This window comes from Burkholderia anthina (assembly GCF_902498995.1).
Classification (GTDB): domain Bacteria; phylum Pseudomonadota; class Gammaproteobacteria; order Burkholderiales; family Burkholderiaceae; genus Burkholderia; species Burkholderia anthina.
The window spans coordinates 152,194-170,123 of record NZ_CABVLY010000004.1; the positions used below are offsets into that span (position 1 = coordinate 152,194).

The window sequence follows — 17,930 nt, forward strand, 5'->3', positions numbered from 1 at the left end:
ACTAATCCTTATGCTGAAAACGACGTCACGTCATTCCACCTGCCACTTCTTGATGATCTCCGTCAGTGTGCCGTCGGCCTTGATTTTCTTGATGCCGGCGTTCAGTTGCTCCAGCGTCGCCGCGTCACCCTTGCGCACGACGAAACACAACTGGCCTTTCACCGACGGCTGGTATTCGGCAACGAGACGCAATTGCGGATTCGGATTGTGCTGAAGCTGGTAGGCCAGAATCGGCTTGTCGCCGAAACCCGCCTTGATGCGGCCGAGCGCGACGTCACGCATGATGTCGGCGACTGAATCGTAGGTCCGCACTTCCTTGTAGATGCCTTTCTTGTTCAACGCGTCGACGAATGCGGTACCCACTTGCGCGCCGACGACTTCGCCCTTGAGGTCGTCCATGGATGTGTACCGGCCTTTATCGTCGGCGCGCACGATCAGACCTTCGCCATAGGAGTACACGGTGTCGGAGAAATCGACGACCTGCTGGCGAGCCGCCGTCTTCAGCATGGCCGCCGAGATGATGTCGATCTTCTTCGTGGTCAGCGACGGAATCAGCGCGGAGAAGGTCGTCTGCTGGATCTTCACGTCGAATCCCGCAGCCTTGCCGGTTGCAGTAATCGCATCGACCAGGAGACCCTGAATCGAATTGCTCTTCACATCGAGAAAGGTGAACGGCACACCGGTGGCCGTCGCTCCGACCTCGTACGTGGGGGCAGCCACCGACAAGGCCGGCGCACCGGCGAGCAGCAAACCTGTTGCAAAGACACGGGCGAAGCGTTTGGCGAACTTGAACATGAGGTCCCTCCACGAATTGACGACGGCTGATCGAAGTATCGGTACACATCAGTTGAAGCATGATATTCGAATCAAAAATATCGACAAATGAATTTTGCGTATCGATATTCGATATGATAGACTCGGTGTCACGCTAGAACAATTGGGTGAATCCATGACACGCAAGACGCTCGGCGCACCGCCGGAAGCGCCCCCGGAGCCGGACGAAACGCCGGACGCGCTGTTCAATCAGTCGCTGGAGAAGGGGATTGCGGTGTTGCGCGCGTTCAGTGCGCAGCGCAGGTCGATGACGCTGCCTGAAGTCGCAGAGGCAACGTCCATCACGAAAAGCTCCGCGCAGCGCATGATCTACACGCTGGAGAAGCTCGGCTATGTGAGAAAGCACCCTCGTACCCGGCGCTATCAACTGGCGCCACGCGTGATGCAGATCGGCTTCAATTATCTGGCCGCCGACACGTTGATCGACGTCGCCAACCCTTTTCTGTCCGAGCTCACCAACGTGACCGGCGAGACGAGCAATCTGACCGAGCCGGATGGCACCGACATGGTCTACGTGGCGCGCTTCGTGTGTATGAAGTTCGTGCCGATTCACATGCCGATCGGCAGCCGCATTCCGATGTACTGCACGGCGTCGGGGCGGGCCTATCTGGCAGCGCTCCCGGAAGACGAGTCACGCGCGCTGCTGCTGGCCAGTGATCGCGTCGCGCATACGCAGTACACGGTAACGGATCTCGACGAGATCGAGACGCGGCTTGCACTGGGGCGGCGCAATGGCTACGCATCGAATCGCGAGGAACTGTTCATCGGTGATATGACGGTCGCGGCGCCTGTGCTCGACGGGGAGCGCCGGCCGGTGGGCGCGGTTCACGTTGTCGCGCCCACGAGCCGGTGGACGCTGGCGGAAGCAGAAGCACGCATGGCGCCTGCGGTGATCGAGTGCGCACGCGGAATCAGCAACTCAATCCGGACCCTTGTTTGAGGGCGGCAATTTTTGATCCCGTTCCCCGCGCACACCACGCGGGGTTCATCACCGGTAGCCGTCCGCATCTACGTCTTGGATGAGGGCGCCGAGAATATGCGCTAGCCGCCGACAACGCCGGGCTGCGACCCGATGAACGTGCTCGCTACTTCAATGATCGGGCCAGGAAACGCGCGGCGCCCTCCGGCAACGCACGAAGTTGAAGGTCTGTATCGGGTCCCTGGCAAGTGACAGTTGATGGCCCAATGCCGCCTGACCAACCCGCCCAATAAGCCGGCCAGACTGCCGCGCAACCCGTTGTTCGACGTCCCCACCGCACGAAACCTCCCTCCCGCCTCCCTTCGGGAGAACCCCAGGTTGCATGCGGAAACCCATGCGTTTATCTTTCTACATCATACGTATGATCTAGAGGGCATTCATGGCGACCCTACACCGTCAGGTACTGAACCAGATGGGCGAGCAGATCTGCTCGGGCCAGCTGGCGCCCGGCGACGTCCTCCCGTCCGAGGACGAACTCGCCGAACAGCTGCAGGTCAGCCGCATCACCATCCGCGAAACGGTCAAGTCGCTGTCCGCGAAAGGGATGCTGCAAGTGCGCCGCCGCTACGGCACGGTCGTGCTGCCGCGCGCGCAATGGCAGTTGTTCGATCCGGACGTCATCACGTGGCGCGCCCGCGCGGGCACGGTCGATGAAGGGCTGATCCAGGACCTGATGGAGCTGCGCCTGATCATCGAACCGAACGCCGCCCGGCTCGCCGCCCGGCGCGCGACCGATGAAGATCGCATCGCGATCCGGCGCGCGTACCGGGCGATGGCGCGCGCGGTCGCGGGCGACGGCGAATATGTGCCGGCCGATCTCGCGTTTCACGGCGCGATCCTCACCGCCTGCCACAACCAGTTCGTCCAGCAGATGCAGAACGCGCTGTCGTCCATCCTGCAGACGAGCTTCGAGCTTAGTTCGGAGATCGCGGGCGGCCCGGCCCGGTCGCTGCCGATGCACGAAGCGCTGTGCGTCGCGATTGAAAACGGCGACGAGGCCGCCGCGGAACACGCGGTGCTCACGCTCATCCGGCGCGCCGAGCAGGACTTCGAGGATCGCGCCGCGCTGAACCGCGCGGCGACCCGCACACGCGCCTGACGCGCCAACGGCAATTCCGGCATTGACTTCATCGCGACCGGCGACGGTCGCGAGGGGCGCACGCGCGCCTGATTTTCGAACATCGAGAGGACTACGAAAAAATGACTTCACTATTCGACCTGAGCGGCCGCACGGCGCTCGTCACCGGGTCGGCGCGCGGTATCGGCTTCGCGCTGGCCGAAGGGCTCGCGACGGCCGGCGCGCGCGTCGTTCTGAACGGAACGCAGCCCGACACGGTGGCCGCCGCGGTCGCCCGACTCACGGCCCAAGGGTTCGACGCGCAAGGCCGCGCGTTCGACGTGACCGACGAGCAGGCCGTCGCCGATGCGTTCCAGCAATGGGACGACGCCGGCGTGCGGATCGACATCGTCGTCAACAACGCGGGCATCCAGTTTCGCCAGCCGCTCGTCGAGCTCGAACTGGCCGACTGGCAGCGCGTGATCGACACCAATCTGACGAGCGCGTTCATCGTCGCGAAGCAGGCGGCGCGGCGCATGATCGCGCGCGGCACGGGCGGCAAGATCGTCAATATCGGCTCGCTCACGAGCGAAGCCGCGCGCGCGACGGTCGGCGCATACACGGCGGCCAAGGGCGGAATCAAGATGCTGACCCGCGCGATGAGCGCCGAATGGGCGTCGTCGAACATCCAGGCGAACGCGATCGGCCCGGGCTACATCCTGACCGACATGAACCAGCCGCTCGTCGAGAACGCGGCGTTCGATGCATGGGTCAGGAACAGCAACCCGACGCAACGCTGGGGCAAGCCGGAGGAGCTCGTCGGCACGGCCGTGTACCTCGCGTCGGCGGCGTCGAGCTACGTGAACGGCCAGATCATCTACGTCGACGGCGGCTGGCTGGCCGTCCTTTGAACGACCCGCGCGAACGAAACCCATCCCCGAGGCAGCCCGAACCCGATCAGGGCGCCCGCGCGCCACACCTATCCGGAGACATCATGGAAAGCGCCAAACCCGTCGCACCGCAAAGATGGTGGTATCTGATGCCGATCATCTTCATCACCTACAGCCTCGCGTATCTCGATCGCGCCAACTACGGTTTCGCGGCGGCGGCCGGGATCGACAAGGATCTCGGCATCACGCACGGCATGTCGTCGCTGATCGGCTCGCTGTTTTTCCTCGGCTACTGCCTGTTCCAGGTGCCGGGCGCGATCTACGCGCAGCGCAACAGCGTGAAGAAACTGATCTTCTTCAGCCTGATCCTGTGGGGCCTGTGCGCCGCGGCGACCGGGATGGTCAGCAACATTCCGATGCTGATGGTGCTGCGCTTCGTGCTCGGCGTGGTCGAGGCGGCGGTCATGCCGTCGATGCTGATGTACATCAGCCGCTGGTTCACGCGCACCGAACGCTCGCGCGCGAATACGTTCCTGATTCTCGGCAACCCGGTGACCGTGTTGTGGATGTCGGTGGTGTCGGGCTATCTGGTCCACAGCTTCGGATGGCGCGAGATGTTCGTCATCGAAGGCGTGCCGGCGCTTGCATGGGCGGTCGTCTGGTGGTTCACCGTCAAGGATCGTCCGGCCGACGCGCCGTGGATGACCGATGCCGAAAAGGCCGAACTCGATGCGCGCCTGAAAGCCGAGCAGGCGCATATCGCACCGGTGCGCGACTACAAGGCTGCTTTCCGTTCGTCGGTCGTCCTGAAGTGCTGCGCGATTCATGCGCTGTGGAGCATCGGCGTCTACGGCTTCATCATGTGGCTGCCGTCGATTCTCAAATCCGCGGCGACGATCGACATCGTGTCGGTGGGCTGGCTCGCCGCCGTGCCGTATCTCGCCGCGATCATCCTGATGCTGCTGGCATCGTGGCTGTCGGACAGGACGCACAACCGCAAGCTGTTCGTCTGGCCGCTGCTGCTGGTGGGGACGATTGCGCTCGTGGGGTCCTACCTGGTCGGCGAATCGCACTTCTGGTTCTCGTTCACGCTGCTCGTCGTGGCGGGCGCAACGATGTACGCGCCGTACGGGCCGTTCTTCGCGCTCGTGCCGGAACTCGTTCCGAGCAACGTGCTCGGCGGCGCGATCGGCGTCATCAATTCGAGCGGCGCACTGGGCGCGTTCCTCGGATCGTGGGTCGTCGGCTATCTGAACGGCGCGACCGGCAGCCCGTCGGCGTCCTACATCTTCATGGCGGTCGCGCTGCTGCTGTCGGTGATCCTGATGATCACGGTGCCGGCACGTTCGGAGCAACGCTCGGCCGGGGACGCAACCGTCTCGCTGCGCCGCACCTGACGCGGCGCCCCGTTCGATTCATCGACAGAATTTTGGTAGATCAACCATGACCACCCCGATTACAGATGTAAAGGTCATCCTGACCGCGCCGGAAGGCATCAACCTGATCGTCGTCAAGATCGAGACCGCCCAGCCCGGCCTGTACGGCCTCGGCTGCGCGACGTTCGCGTACCGGCACGTCGCGGTCAAATGCGTGATCGAGGAATACTTGCGCCCGCTGCTGATCGGACGCGATGCCGAAGCCATCGAGGAGCTCTGGCAGTTGATGCACCAGAACGCTTACTGGCGCAACGGCCCGATCGAGAACAACGCGATTTCGGGCGTCGACATGGCGCTGTGGGACCTCAAGGGCAAGATGGCGAACCTGCCGCTGTATCAGCTGTTCGGCGGCAAGTGCCGCGAAGGCGTGCCGGTCTATCGGCATGCGGATGGCCGCGACCTGAGCGAGCTGTGCGAGAACATCCAGAAGTATCGCGAGCAGGGCATCACACACATCCGCTGCCAGAGCGGCGGCTACGGCGGCGACGGCTACGGCGACGCGCCGGCGAGCGCACCGCGCGGCGCGGCCGATGGCGTCTATCTCGACAGCCGGAAATACATGCGTGACACGCTGAAGCTGTTCGACGGCATCCGCAGCAAGATCGGCTTCGACGTCGAGCTGTGCCACGACGTGCATGAACGCCTGAAGCCGGTCGACGCAATCCGCTTCGCGCGCGAACTCGAACCGTTCGAACTGTTCTTTCTCGAAGACGCGATCGCGCTGGAGGAGGGCGAATGGATCCGCCAGTTGCGCGAGAAGACGAGCACGCCGCTTGCGCAAGGCGAGCTTTTCAACAATCCGTACGAGTGGCGCTTTCTGATCACCGAGCGGCTGATCGACTTCATCCGCGTTCACCTGAGCCAGATCGGCGGCATCACGGCCGGCCGAAAGCTGCAGATCTTCGCCGAGCAGTTCGGCGTGAGAACGGCGTGGCACGGCCCCGGCGACATGTCGCCGCTGGCGCATGCGGCGAACATCCATATCGATCTCGCGTCGCGCAATTTCGGCGTGCAGGAATGGTCGGGCACCGAGCCGCCCAATTTCGTGATCCAGGCACTGAAGGGGCCGAGGGCGGCATTGCTCGACGTATTCCCGGGCCTGCCCGAATTCCGGAACGGCTACGTGTATGCGAACGACAAACCGGGGCTGGGCGTCGATATCGATGAAGCGGAGGCCGCGAAATATCCGTGCGAAAACACGGTGACGACCTGGACGCAGACGCGGCTGAAGGACGGGACGCTGCAGACGCCGTAACGCTTCCGCCGCGATCCCCGCACCTTCATGGCCGATGCAATCTCATGGGTTCATGGGCCGGTCGTCACGTCAATGCAGCGTGCCGGCCGCGCCGCAGCACTTCTTGAACTTCTTTCCGCTGCCGCACGGGCAGGGATCGTTGCGGCCTGTCCTGGGCGTCGTCCGCTGGATCGGCGTCGCCAGTTTCCGCTCGTGCATCGCGCGGCGGTACGGCAGCCAGAAACGGTAGATCGATGCGACGCTGTCGGGGATCCGCTCCGAAAGCTGTTCACGCTGGTTCGGCCAGCGTACGAGAGACTGCTCGTCGTCGCTTATTTCCTCCGCGCCGAGCAGGTAAATCGGCCGTAGCCAGGCCTTCCCCTGGACATCGTCCAGCAGCGGCTGCCAATCTGCCCGGCGGAGTTCGACGCCGGCCATGAAGCCGAGCGCCCACGCTTCACCGTCCAGATACTCGTGCGGGTCGTCCGGGTAGCGATGGATACTCAACAGCGGTGCGATCGCATCCGGATCGCGCTCGAGCGTCCCGATGATCCCGTTGTAGTGGCGGATCACCAGGCTGAACGCGTGTTGTGCGTGCTCGATGGACTCGAAGTCGGGCGCGTGTTCGGGCGTGGATCCCCACACGGCCGGCAACCATTCGCTCGGCAGCACCGTCGTGGGGCCGAGCGCGATGGCCGTGAGGAATCCGTCCAGCGTGTGGATCGTCATGGTTTCGTCCGACATGATGTCGGACATCAGGAGCTGGTCGAGATCGTCGATCTCGTCATCGGATAGGGGATTCACGCGCAAGCGGTCCAAGGGGCGGTTGCCGCGGTTGAGCGGCTTCCGATGGTGTCGAGGAAAGCCGTCGTTGTATTGGGGATGCCGTGACGGCAAGGGTTCTGCAACGCTGCCGATGGTCCGCGCCGCCGGCCGTGCGCTACGGCCCCAGCATCAGGTCGCGATGGGCGGACTCGCGGAATTCGCCGGGCGTCATTCCGGTCTGCTTGCGGAAGTAGCGGCTGAAGTACGCGCTGTCGACGAAGCCCGTCTCGTGCGCGATCTGCTTGACGCTCAGGTTCGAGTAGACGAGGTCGCGCTGCGCCTCGCGAATCACGTGTTCGTTGATGACGGCCGTCGTCGAGATGCCGAGTTCGTCGCGGCACACGCGCGCGAGCTGCGCGGCGGTCACGCCGAGCCGTTCGGCATAGAACTCCACCGGCTGGTGTTCGCGAAAATGCGTGGCGATCAGCTCGCGAAAGCGCCGCAGCAGCGTGCCGCGCCGATCGGTGCCCGTATGCGACGGGGCCGCCGCGAGATCGCTCAAGCGCGCGATATGAACGAGCAACGCAACCAGCAGCGCCATGCCCGCCGCGCCGCGGCCGCGCGACGGGCCGCGAAATTCCTGTTCGAGCAATGCGAACAGCGGCATCAGCATCGACCCGCTCGCGTCCGGCCCCTTGACGGGAATCACCGCGGCGCGTTGCAGCACCGGCAGCACGTTGGGCGCGACCACCTTCAGCAGCGCATCGGGCGCGCGTTGCGCGACGGTGATCACGAGGCCGTCGATCTGCGGCGAGAACTCGAACGCATGCACGGTTTGCGCGGGGAGCAGCACGAGGCACGGCGGCACGAACGGCAGCTTGTCGCTTTCGATCACGACGTGCCCGCTGCCGCTGCGAATGTACAAAATCTGCAATAGCGCATCGTGGCGATGCGCGGCGATATGCCAGTCGTTGGGCCGGCTGCGCTCGTGTATCCATTCGAAGTTGAACGCGTCGTACCAAGGCGGGCGGGCCGATTCGCCGTACAGGTCGTAGTTAGGGATTCTCCTCATGCCGTCTCGCCTCCGGTGTACAAATTGTCCTGCTGCTTGCGGCGTTTGTCCAGTTTTCGCCGGCGCCGCACTTCTATACTTTTCCGCAACGGCGCGGCGTGCGCATCACATATCGCAGCCGGGATCGAACGATCCGTTCGGCATTCACTGGAACATGACACAACCGCATCAGAAGGATAACTAACATGATTTCCGAGGCAAACGATCATCAACCGAACTGGCTGCAGCTCGACGGCAACGCATGCGTCGTGACGGGCGCGGCCGGCGGCATCGGCGCGTCGATCGCCCAGGCGTTCGTCGCGGCCGGCGCGCGCGTCGCGCTGCTCGACCGCGATGCGGACAAGACGATCGCACTCGCCGAGCGGCTGCGTGCCGGCGGCGCGGACGCCATCGCGATCGCGTGCGACATCGGCGATCCGGCCAGCGTCGCCCAAGCGGCCGAGCGCGTGCAGCGCGATCTCGGCCCCGCGGACGTGCTCGTCAACAACGCGGGCCTGCTGCGCGCCGGCGGTATCGAAACCATCGATCTCGATGCATGGAATGCGATGCTGCAGGTCAACCTGACGGGTTACATGCTGTGCTCGCAAGCGTTCGGACGCGCGATGCTCGCGCGCGGCGCGGGCTCGCTGGTGCATGTCGCGTCCATCGCGGCGCGTCATCCGCAGACGCACAGCGGCGCCTACAGCGCCAGCAAGGCGGCCGTCGCGATGCTGGCGCGGCAACTGGCGGCCGAGTGGGGGCCGCGCGGCGTGCGCAGCAATACCGTGTGCCCCGGCATGATCCGCACGCCGCTGTCCGAGTCGTTCTACGCGAACGGCGACATCGAAGCGCGCCGCAGCGCGATGACGGCCAGCCGGCGCATCGGCCGCCCCGACGACATCGCGAACGTCGTCGCGTTTCTCGCGAGCCCGCGCGCGGCGTACGTGAACGGCGCGGAGCTCGTCGTCGACGGCGGCCTCGACGCGATGCTGATGGATCTGGTGCCGCGCCCGGGCTACGAAGCCGGCGCCGCCGCGAAGTAATTCAACGACCTGGCCCGCGCCGCGCGCCGTCGCCAGTCGAGCGACGCCGCGGCGCAGCCCTATCACTGGAGGAGAACGCGATGAGCGACCAGCGGCGTTCGAAGGATGTCACGTGCGACCTGCTCGTGATCGGAGCGGGAGCCGGCGGCCTGTCCACCGCCATCACCGCACGCAAGGCCGGACTCGACGTGATCGTCGTCGAGAAGGAAGGCTGCTTTGGCGGCACGACGGCTTTTTCCGGCGGCGTGCTGTGGATTCCCGGCAACCCGCATGCCGCGGCGAACGGCGTGCACGACACGCGGGAGGCCGCGCGTGCCTATCTGAGGGGCGAAACCGGTGCGTTCCACGACGACGATGCGATCGAGGCGTTTCTCGAGCACGGTCCGCGGATGCTCGAATTCTTCGAGCGGGAAACGGAAGTGAAATTCGTGCCGACGCTCTATCCCGACTATCACCCGGACCAGCCGGGCGGCGTCGACATCGGTCGCTCGGTGGTGGCCGCCCCCTACGACGCGCGCCGGCTCGGGCGCGATCTCGAGCGCTTGCGTCCGCCGCTGAAGACCATCACGTTCATCGGGATGATGTTCAATTCGTCCAACGCGGATCTCAAGCATTTCTTCAATGCGACGCGGTCGCTGAAATCGGCGTGGTACGTGACGAAGCGGCTGGTTTCGCACCTGAAGGATCTCGCGCTGTATCGGCGCGGCGTGCAGATCACGAGCGGCAACGCGCTCGCGGCGCGGCTCGCGAAGTCGGCCCTGGATCTCGGCATTCCGATCCTCACGCATACCGCGGCGCGCGAGCTCGTCGTGAACGACGGGCGCGTCGTCGGTGCGGCGGTCGAAGGCGACGGCGCCGGGTATCGGATCACGGCGCGGCGCGCGGTGGTGCTGGCCAGCGGCGGCTTCTCGCACGATGTCGCGCGCATCGCGCATGCGTATCCGCACGTCGCGCGCGGCGGCGAACATGTGTCGCCGGTGCCGGCCGGCAACACCGGCGACGGCGCGAAGCTCGCCGAGCGTGCCGGCGGCCGGGTCGAGATTCGCTATCCGCAGCCGGCCGCGTGGATGCCGGTATCGCGCGTGCCGCTCGGCGACGGCCGGTTCGGCGTGTTTCCGCATCTGCTCGATCGCTACAAGCCGGGCATCATCGGCGTCACCCGCCACGGCAGGCGGTTTACCAACGAATCGAATTCGTACCACGACGTCGGCGCGGCGATGATCGACGCCTGCAGCGGCGACACCGAGACGGCGATGTGGCTGGTGTGCGATCACGCGACGATCCGCAAATACGGGCTGGGCTTCGCGAAGCCCGCGCCGGTGCCGCTCGGGCCGCTGCTGCGCAACGGCTATCTCGTGAAGGGCCGCACGCTCGCGGCGCTCGCGCGGCAGGCGGGCATCGACGCCGCGAACCTGGAAGCGACGGTGCGGCGCTACAACGAAGGCGCCGTGCGCGGCGAGGATCCCGAGTTCGGCCGCGGCACCACGTCGTTCAACCGCTATCTCGCCGATCCGGCCCATCGCCCGAACCCGTGCGTGGCGCCGCTCGGCGCGGGCCCGTACTACGCGCTGAAAGTCCTGATGGGCGATCTCGGCACCTTCGACGGCATTCGCACGAACGTGCACGGCCAGGTGCTCGCGGCCGACAATCAGCCGGTGGCGGGCCTGTATGCGGTCGGCAACGACCGCGCCAGCATCATGGGCGGGAACTACCCGGGCGCCGGCATCACGCTCGGGCCGATCATGACGTTCGGCTATCTGAGCGCGCGCCACATCGCGGGGCTCGTCGACCCGGTGCCTGCCGCCGGCACTGCCGCTACAGCAACGCCCCGCGCCGCCGCGCGCGCGACCGCCTGAATCCGGAGCACACCATGAACCCGCCCAAAGCCTTCATCGACCACCGCATCTATACGATCCGTCCGCGCGGCATGGCCGAATTCCTCGACATCTTCGACCGCTACGCGATGCCGATCCAGGTGAAGTACCTCGGCCCGCCCGTCGGGTTCTACACGAGCGACATCGGCGCGCTGAACCAGGTCGTGCACTTGTGGGGCTACGACAGTATTGCCGACTACGACACGCGGCGTACCGCGCGGGATGCCGACCCGGAGTGGCCGGCCTATTTGCAGGCGTCCGGCCATCTGATCGTCGCGCAGGAAAGCCGCATCATCCGCCGGGTCGATTTTCCGAGCCTCGCGTCTCTGACGCGCTGAGCGCACCACGATGAAACCGGGAGATCACATGGTCAATACGCGTGTGGCAATCGTGACGGGCGGAGCGGACGGTATCGGCTGGGCGTGCGCGAAGCGGTTCGCCGAAGACGGCTACCGTGTCGCGATCGCCGACCTGAACGGCGAGCGCGCGGCCCGGCGGGCCGCCGAACTCGGGTCGCGGCACATTGGAATGGGCGGCGACGTGGCGAACGAAAACGAGATGGTCGCGTTGATGCGCACCGTCGTCGGGCGCTTCGAGCGGATCGACGTGCTGGTCAACAACGCGGGGATCGGCGAGCAGAACGCGCCGACGCTCGAGCAATCGTCGATGGCGTTCGACCGTTTGCTGTCGGTGCATGTGCGCGGCACGTTTCTGGCGAGCCGCGAGGCCGCCCGCGTGATGCTCGCGCAACGCGCCGGCGCGATCGTCAATCTGTGCTCGATCGCCGGCCAGGGCGGCATTCCGACGCGCAACGCGTACGGCGCCGCGAAGGCCGCGATTGCCTCGCTGACGCGCTCGATGGCCTGCGAGTGGGCGCGTCAGGGCGTGCGCGTGAACGCCGTCGCACCCGGCTACGTGGCGACCGAACTGGTCGATACGCTCGCGCGCAACGGGCAGTTGAACCGGGCGGCGATCGAACGCCGGACGCCGCTCGGACGCCTTGCCGAGCCGGACGAAATCGCCCGCGCGATCGCGTTCCTGGCCTCGGACGCGGCGAGCTACATCACCGGCACCGTGCTGAACGTCGATGGCGGCTGGCTCGCCTACGGCGCAGCGGATTCGCCGCCCGGCTGACGTGGGCCGTCCGCCCGGACGGGACACCGATAATCAAACCATGGAGACAGCCGTGCTGCCGGCAGCGTAAGCGCTGCGGCGCGCACGGCATACAGGAGACACATGATGACAACCCCGACCCGGACGCTCGACGTGCAGTCGTTCATCGACGCCGAGCGCTTTTCTCCCAGCCAGTGGCTGATTCTGGTTCTGTGCTTTCTGGTCGTGGCCGCCGACGGCTACGACACCGCCGCGATCGGCTTCATCGCGCCCGCGCTGGTTCACGATTGGGGCATCGCGCGCAGCGCGCTCGGCCCGGTGATGAGCGCCGCGCTGGCCGGCCTCGGCATCGGCGCGCTCGCCGCCGGCCCCTGCGCCGACCGGCTCGGCCGCAAGACGGTGCTCGTGCTGTCGGTGGCGTGCTTCGGCGGCTGGAGCATCGTGTCGGCGCATGCGCAATCGATCGGCGAGCTGACCGCGTTCCGCTTCCTGACCGGGCTCGGGCTCGGCGCGGCGATGCCCAATGCCGTCACGCTGATGTCCGAATATGCGCCTGCACGGATCCGCAGCTTCGCCGTCAACGCGATGTTCTGCGGCTTCTCGGGCGGGCTTGCGGCGGGCGGCCTCGCGTCGGCGTGGCTGATTCCGCATTTCGGCTGGCAAAGCGTGCTGACGGCGGGCGGGGTCGGGCCGATCGTGCTGGCCGTGGCGCTCGTCGCGTGGCTGCCGGAGTCCGCGCAGTATCTCGCCGCCCGCCACGGCAAGCACGACCGCATCGCGCGGATTCTCGCCCGGATCGCGCCGCGCGCGCGTTTCGACGACTGCACGTTCGTGGCTGCCGAAGCGCGCAAGGAAACCGAAGGCGGCGCGTCGGCGCTCGCGCTGGTGCTGTCGGGCCGGTTCCGTTCGCGCACGTTGATGCTGTGGGCCGCATATTTCATGGGACTCCTGATCTACTACCTGCTGACCAACTGGATGCCGACGCTGTTTCGCGACGCCGGCTTCGGCGCGGAGGGCGGCGCGCTGATGACGTCGCTGTTCCCGCTCGGCGGCGTGCTCGGCAATCTGTGCGCGGGCTGGCTGATGGATCGCTTCAATGCGAACCGGACGATCGTCTTTACCTATGTCGTGGCGGCCGCGCTGGTGCTCGTGGTGAGCCGCACGATCGGACACGCCGCGTGGCTCGGCACGCTGACGCTCCTGTGCGGCACCGTCGTGACGGGGGCGGTGACGTCGATGTCGGCTTATGCGGCGAGCCTGTATCCGACCCGTTGCCGCGCCACCGGCGTTGCATGGATGCTCGGCGTCGGACGGATCGGCGGCGTGGCCGGCGCGTTTCTCGGCGCGCTGCTGATGGGCTGGGGCTGGCATTTCGGCGACGTCTTCAGCCTGCTCGCCGTGCCGTCGCTCGTGGCGGCCGGTGCGGTGTACCTGATCGGCAGCCGCCACGGGGAAGCGGGCGAGCCGGAGCGCGCCGCGGGGGCGGTGGTTCGGCAGCATTGAGGTGCCCCCATCGGGCCGGGCGTGCGCGATGCCCGGCCCGGTTCTTCATTCAGCCGTGTCCCACTGCGGCGCGAAAGCCGGGCTGACGAGGCGCTGATTCTTCGGCAGGCCGTCGATCAGCGCACGATCGGCGTCGTCCAGGTTCACGTCGAGCGATGCCAGGTTGGCGAGCTGATTGCGTTGTCCGGCCGCCTTCGGCACGGCCGCCACGTTCGGCTGGTCGAGCAGCCATTTCAGCGCGACCTGGGTCGGCAGCACGCGATGCTTGTCGGCGATCCGCTGCAGCTCCGGAAGCTCCGACACGCGGTTGCGCGCGAGCGGGCTGTACGCAATCAGCGCCATGTCGTGCTCGCGCGCGAATTGCAGCAGCTTCGCCTGACCCAGTAGCACGTGATACTCGACCTGTATCGCGGCCAGCGGCGCCTGCCGGTTTTCGACGACGTCGCGCAGCAGCGGCAGCGGAAAATTCGCGACGCCGATCGCGCGGGCGCGTCCTTGCTCCTTGAACGACACGAGCGTGTCGATCGTCTCGGCAAGATTCCAGTCGGGTGCCGGCCAGTGGATCAGGAACAGATTCACGTAGTCGGAGCGCAGCGCGCGCAACGTGTTGTCGAGCGATTGCCGCATGCGTTCGGGGTTCAGCTGGTCCCACCAGACCTTGCTGGTCACGTGAATCTGCTCGCGCGGGACGTTCGACGCGGCGATGGCCTCGCCGACCGCCGCTTCGTTCTCGTATGCGGCCGCGGTATCGATGTGTCGATAACCCGACTCCAGCGCGAGCGCGACCGCGCGCGTGCAGTCGTCGCCGAGCATGGGCCACGTGCCGAGCCCCAGTTTCGGCATGTTCAACTGGTGGCGGTTGACAATGCATTGCATGAACGATTCCTCCTCGATGAGTTGAGCCGGCACGACCTGCCCGTGCCGTGCCGGCGCGTTCGTCAGCCGTGGGCGCTGTCGCAGGTCGCGCGATGCAGCGAGTCCACAGACGCCTCGCCCTTCGACACCGCACCGCCGTGTGCGACGAACTTCGCGATACGCCAGCCGAATACGATGGCCGGGCCGAGCGTCGTGCCGGGGCCCGGATAGGTGCCGCGGAAGATCGACGCGAGATCGTTGCCGCACGCGAACAGGTCGGGAATCACGCGCCCGTCGACGTCGAGCACCTCGCCGTTCGCCGTGCCGCTCAGCCCCGCGCTGCACGCGAGATCGGCGGGCCATACGGTCACGGCATAGTAGGGCCCGGCGCCGATCGGGCGAATGCACGGGTTCGGCTGTTGCGCCGGGTCGCCGTTGAAGCGGCTCATCGGGCTGCTGCCGCGCTGGAACGCCGGATCCTCGCCGTTGGCGGCGTCGCGGTTGTAGGTCGCGACGGTATGCGCCAGGCCGTTCGCATCCACCTGCAATTTCGCTGCCAGCTCGGCCAGCGTCGCGCCCTTGACCAGATAGCCGGCACGCTCGAACGCCGCGATGCGCGCCGCGCTGCGTGCCGGCATCAGCAGGCCGAGGCCGTAGGTCCGGATGAACGCCGCATCGACGATCAGATGAGCCGGCACGCTGGGCCCGTTGCCGCTGTCGCGCAGCATGCCCATCACGAAGTCGTGATACGAGTCCGACTCGTTGACGAAGCGCTCGCCGCGGCTGTTGACCGCGATGAGGCCGGGTTTCGCGCGATCGAGAATGATGTGCGGCCACACGCTGTCGCCGTCGCCGCCCGGGGTCGCGCCCGGGGCACGGCGGATCGAGCACGGCATCCACAGCCCCGGGCTGTCGCCGCCGTTTTCGACCCGCGCATCGATGCGCTGTGCGCGGTCGACGCCGTCGCCGGTATGCGTCGCCGGCGCCAGCGACAGTGGCCGGGCCGCGGCAGGGAAGAACTGCTGGCGCAGCGACGGATGGCGCGTGATGCCGCCGGTCGCGAGCACCACGCCGCGCCGCGCGCCGATTCGCCTGCGGCCGCCGTCCGGCGTCGTGACGATCGCGCCGGTGACGCGGCCGTCGTCGCGGACCAGTTCGAGCAGCGGCGTGTCGAAGCGAATCTCGACCTGGCGCTTGAGCAGGCTGTAATAGAGCCGGGCGGCGAGCGCGTTGCCCATCACGAGCTGCGTGCCGCGCGGAAAGCGCAGGCGGTCCATCGCATAGCGACCGACGACCGCGATCGTGCGTTTGAAGTGCGCGGCCGACGCGAATGGCGCGAGCAGCGCATTGAGGTCGGCGCGCGCGACCATCATCCCGCCGAGCCCCATGAACTCCTTGCGCGGCGGGCGCACGCGGGCGAACGCACGGCCGAGCACGCGCGCATCGAACGGCGCGGGCACGAGCGCCCGCCCGCCATAGGCCGCGCCGGGGCCGTTCACGTAATCGGGATGCGCGGCGGCGGCGACGAACTTGACTTCGCTGATGCGCGCAAGCTCGTCGATCGCGTCGGGGCCGCTTTGCAGGAAGGCTTCGCGCGCGTCGTCGCCGCCGCGCGCGCCGACCACCGACTGCAGGAAGCTGCGCGCATCGTCGACGCTGTCGGGAACGCCCGCATCGACGCTCAGGCGGGTGCCTGGCACCCACGTCGTGCCGCCCGACGTGGACGTGATGCCGCCCACCATGGCTGTTTTTTCGCAGACGAGGACCGCAAGCCCCTCGTGATGCGCGACGAGCGCGGCGGTCATGCCCGCCGCCCCCGCGCCGAATACCAGCAGGTCTACTTCCTCGTCCCAGTCCTGTCGCACCGCACCCATGTCCACGTCTCCTTCATGTCGTTCCGCCGCGCGCCCGGATTCGGCGCGCGGCGGAAGAAGCTCCGATAATTGTGGAATGTTATTCCAATAAATAACAAAGTGGAATGGTATTCCAAAAATTAAGCAGGGCGACGCGCGGCGACATTCAGAAGCGGTGCACGATGCCGACGCCGGCCGCGAACTGGCTGCGCGTGGATGACGGTGTCGAGTTGAAGCCGTCGCCGAGCGTGGCGGTCGCGTCGATGACGTTGCCGCTGCCCGCGGTGCCGAGCGTGCTGCCGTTCGAGCGCTGGTACGCCTCGAGCGCATAGAGCCCGGTGCGCTTCGACAACGCGTAGTACTGCGACAGGTTGAACTGCTGATATTGCGCGGCGTTCGCGATGCCGTTGGCCTTCGTGGCGCGCGTGAAGCTGTAGCCCGCGCCGAGATCCCACGCCGTGGCCGGTTTCCAGTGCAGCACGACGCCGCCGGTATTGAAGATCGCCGTGTCGGCGAACTTCGAGCCGGCGCCCGGGATGTATTGCACGTTGGAGTAGGTCGCGGACACGTCCCACGCGTTGTTGATCGCATAGCTCGCGCCGACCGCGAAGCGCTGCTGTGCCTGCGCCGTCTGGTAGCCGTTCGTGAGGGCGGACACGCCGGCCTGCGCGCCGTTGTTCGACGTCGTCGAGTTCGCGCCGAACGCACCGCCGCCGGATGTCGAGTTGTTGATCCGCGAGAAGCCGACCGCCATGCCGATCGGGCCGTTCGCATACTGGATCGCGGCGGTCCACGTCGAGCCGGCATTCAGGCTGCCCGCGACGCCGCCGAGCGAATACGAGCCGCCGAACGTGAAGCCGTACAGCTTCGGCGACGTGTATTCGATGGTGTTGTTCGCGCGATAGATGGTGTCGAGCCCGTCGATGTCGCCCGGATGGGCGCCGAAGAAGCCGGTCAGCCAGTTGGTCGGGCTGTACGGGGACAGCAGTTGGTAGTACGACGCATATTGCCGGCCGAACGTCAGCGAGCCGTAGGCGGGATGCGTGAAGCCGACCCAGGCCTGGCGCCCGAACATCGCGTCCGTATATTGCTGGCCGCCGGTCGCGGAGTTGATGCCCGACTCGAGCACGAAGACGGCCTTGGTGCCGCCGCCGAGATCCTCCGTGCCGCGCACGCCGAAGCGGCTGCCGGCCCAGACCCCCGTCACCATCTTCACCGACGAATGGCCGCCGGCCGTCGAGCCGAGCGTGGTCTGACTGCTTTGGTACGCGATGCCGTTGTCCACGACGCCGTAGAGCGTGACGCTCGACTGCGCGAACGCCGGTGCGGCGGCGAGCAGCGCGACGCCGGCCGCGACGAGTCGGGGGGAGGTACGACAGGATTTCATGGATTGTCTCCGGATTGTTGTGATGAGGCAGGCATGCACGGCGGCGCGGCACGCCG

The 17,930-nt window shown here is 66.6% G+C and carries 16 protein-coding genes; 10 read left to right on the plus strand and 6 right to left on the minus strand.

What is annotated here, in order from left to right; translation table 11 throughout:
- Positions 1 to 30 precede the first annotated feature (30 nt).
- Positions 31 to 795 (minus strand): substrate-binding periplasmic protein, encoded by a 765-nt coding sequence (locus BME24068_RS07835; RefSeq protein ID WP_174925681.1) that lies wholly within the window; start codon positions 793 to 795, stop codon positions 31 to 33.
- A gap of 154 nt (positions 796 to 949) precedes the next feature.
- Here BME24068_RS07835 and BME24068_RS07840 point away from each other — a divergent pair, with 154 nt between their 5' ends.
- The 5 genes from BME24068_RS07840 (at position 950) to BME24068_RS07860 (ending at position 6,451) form a co-directional block, all read left to right on the plus strand.
- Positions 950 to 1,774, plus strand: a complete 825-nt coding sequence (locus BME24068_RS07840) for an IclR family transcriptional regulator (protein ID WP_174925682.1) — start codon at positions 950 to 952, stop codon at positions 1,772 to 1,774.
- Positions 1,775 to 2,192: 418 nt separating this feature from the next.
- Positions 2,193 to 2,912: a FadR/GntR family transcriptional regulator gene (locus BME24068_RS07845; RefSeq protein WP_174925683.1), complete on the plus strand. Its 720-nt coding sequence runs from the start codon at positions 2,193 to 2,195 to the stop codon at positions 2,910 to 2,912.
- Between the two features lie 101 nt (positions 2,913 to 3,013).
- Positions 3,014 to 3,781, plus strand: coding sequence for an SDR family oxidoreductase (locus tag BME24068_RS07850; protein ID WP_174925684.1), 768 nt, complete (start codon positions 3,014 to 3,016; stop codon positions 3,779 to 3,781).
- 83 nt (positions 3,782 to 3,864) lie between these two features.
- Positions 3,865 to 5,157 carry an MFS transporter gene (locus BME24068_RS07855; protein ID WP_174925685.1) on the plus strand — a complete coding sequence of 431 codons (1,293 nt, stop codon included), beginning with the start codon at positions 3,865 to 3,867 and terminating at the stop codon, positions 5,155 to 5,157.
- 46 nt (positions 5,158 to 5,203) lie between these two features.
- Entirely contained in the window at positions 5,204 to 6,451 is a 1,248-nt protein-coding gene (locus tag BME24068_RS07860; RefSeq protein ID WP_174925686.1) for an enolase C-terminal domain-like protein, read from the plus strand.
- A gap of 69 nt (positions 6,452 to 6,520) precedes the next feature.
- Here BME24068_RS07860 and BME24068_RS07865 read toward each other — a convergent pair whose 3' ends face one another.
- Together BME24068_RS07865 and BME24068_RS07870 are read right to left on the minus strand one after the other, a co-directional pair.
- Complete coding sequence (locus BME24068_RS07865) at positions 6,521 to 7,249, minus strand: UPF0149 family protein (protein ID WP_239007700.1); 729 nt, start codon at positions 7,247 to 7,249, stop codon at positions 6,521 to 6,523.
- Positions 7,250 to 7,370: 121 nt separating this feature from the next.
- Positions 7,371 to 8,267, minus strand: a complete 897-nt coding sequence (locus tag BME24068_RS07870; RefSeq protein ID WP_174925687.1) for a helix-turn-helix domain-containing protein — start codon at positions 8,265 to 8,267, stop codon at positions 7,371 to 7,373.
- Positions 8,268 to 8,452: 185 nt separating this feature from the next.
- On the opposite strand from BME24068_RS07870, the gene BME24068_RS07875 reads away from it, so the two are divergent.
- From BME24068_RS07875 to BME24068_RS07895, 5 genes are all read left to right on the plus strand, one after another.
- A complete protein-coding gene (locus tag BME24068_RS07875) occupies positions 8,453 to 9,289 on the plus strand; it encodes an SDR family NAD(P)-dependent oxidoreductase (protein ID WP_174925688.1) in 837 nt (278 codons plus the stop codon).
- A gap of 80 nt (positions 9,290 to 9,369) precedes the next feature.
- The gene (locus BME24068_RS07880) at positions 9,370 to 11,145 is read left to right on the plus strand and encodes an FAD-dependent oxidoreductase (protein ID WP_174925689.1); all 1,776 of its coding nucleotides are present in this window, start codon (positions 9,370 to 9,372) and stop codon (positions 11,143 to 11,145) included.
- A 14-nt stretch (positions 11,146 to 11,159) separates the two neighbouring features.
- Positions 11,160 to 11,501 (plus strand): NIPSNAP family protein, encoded by a 342-nt coding sequence (locus tag BME24068_RS07885; protein WP_174925690.1) that lies wholly within the window; start codon positions 11,160 to 11,162, stop codon positions 11,499 to 11,501.
- 28 nt (positions 11,502 to 11,529) lie between these two features.
- A complete protein-coding gene (locus tag BME24068_RS07890; protein WP_174925691.1) occupies positions 11,530 to 12,297 on the plus strand; it encodes a glucose 1-dehydrogenase in 768 nt (255 codons plus the stop codon).
- A 105-nt stretch (positions 12,298 to 12,402) separates the two neighbouring features.
- On the plus strand, positions 12,403 to 13,779 hold the full coding sequence (locus BME24068_RS07895) for an MFS transporter (RefSeq protein ID WP_174925692.1): 1,377 nt from the start codon (positions 12,403 to 12,405) through the stop codon (positions 13,777 to 13,779).
- A gap of 45 nt (positions 13,780 to 13,824) precedes the next feature.
- Here BME24068_RS07895 and BME24068_RS07900 read toward each other — a convergent pair whose 3' ends face one another.
- The 3 genes from BME24068_RS07900 to BME24068_RS07910 form a co-directional block, all read right to left on the minus strand.
- A complete protein-coding gene (locus BME24068_RS07900) occupies positions 13,825 to 14,655 on the minus strand; it encodes an aldo/keto reductase (protein WP_174925693.1) in 831 nt (276 codons plus the stop codon).
- Between the two features lie 62 nt (positions 14,656 to 14,717).
- Positions 14,718 to 16,508 carry an FAD-dependent oxidoreductase gene (locus tag BME24068_RS07905; RefSeq protein WP_174925694.1) on the minus strand — a complete coding sequence of 597 codons (1,791 nt, stop codon included), beginning with the start codon at positions 16,506 to 16,508 and terminating at the stop codon, positions 14,718 to 14,720.
- A gap of 145 nt (positions 16,509 to 16,653) precedes the next feature.
- Positions 16,654 to 17,874: a porin gene (locus BME24068_RS07910; RefSeq protein WP_174925695.1), complete on the minus strand. Its 1,221-nt coding sequence runs from the start codon at positions 17,872 to 17,874 to the stop codon at positions 16,654 to 16,656.
- Positions 17,875 to 17,930 lie beyond the last annotated feature (56 nt).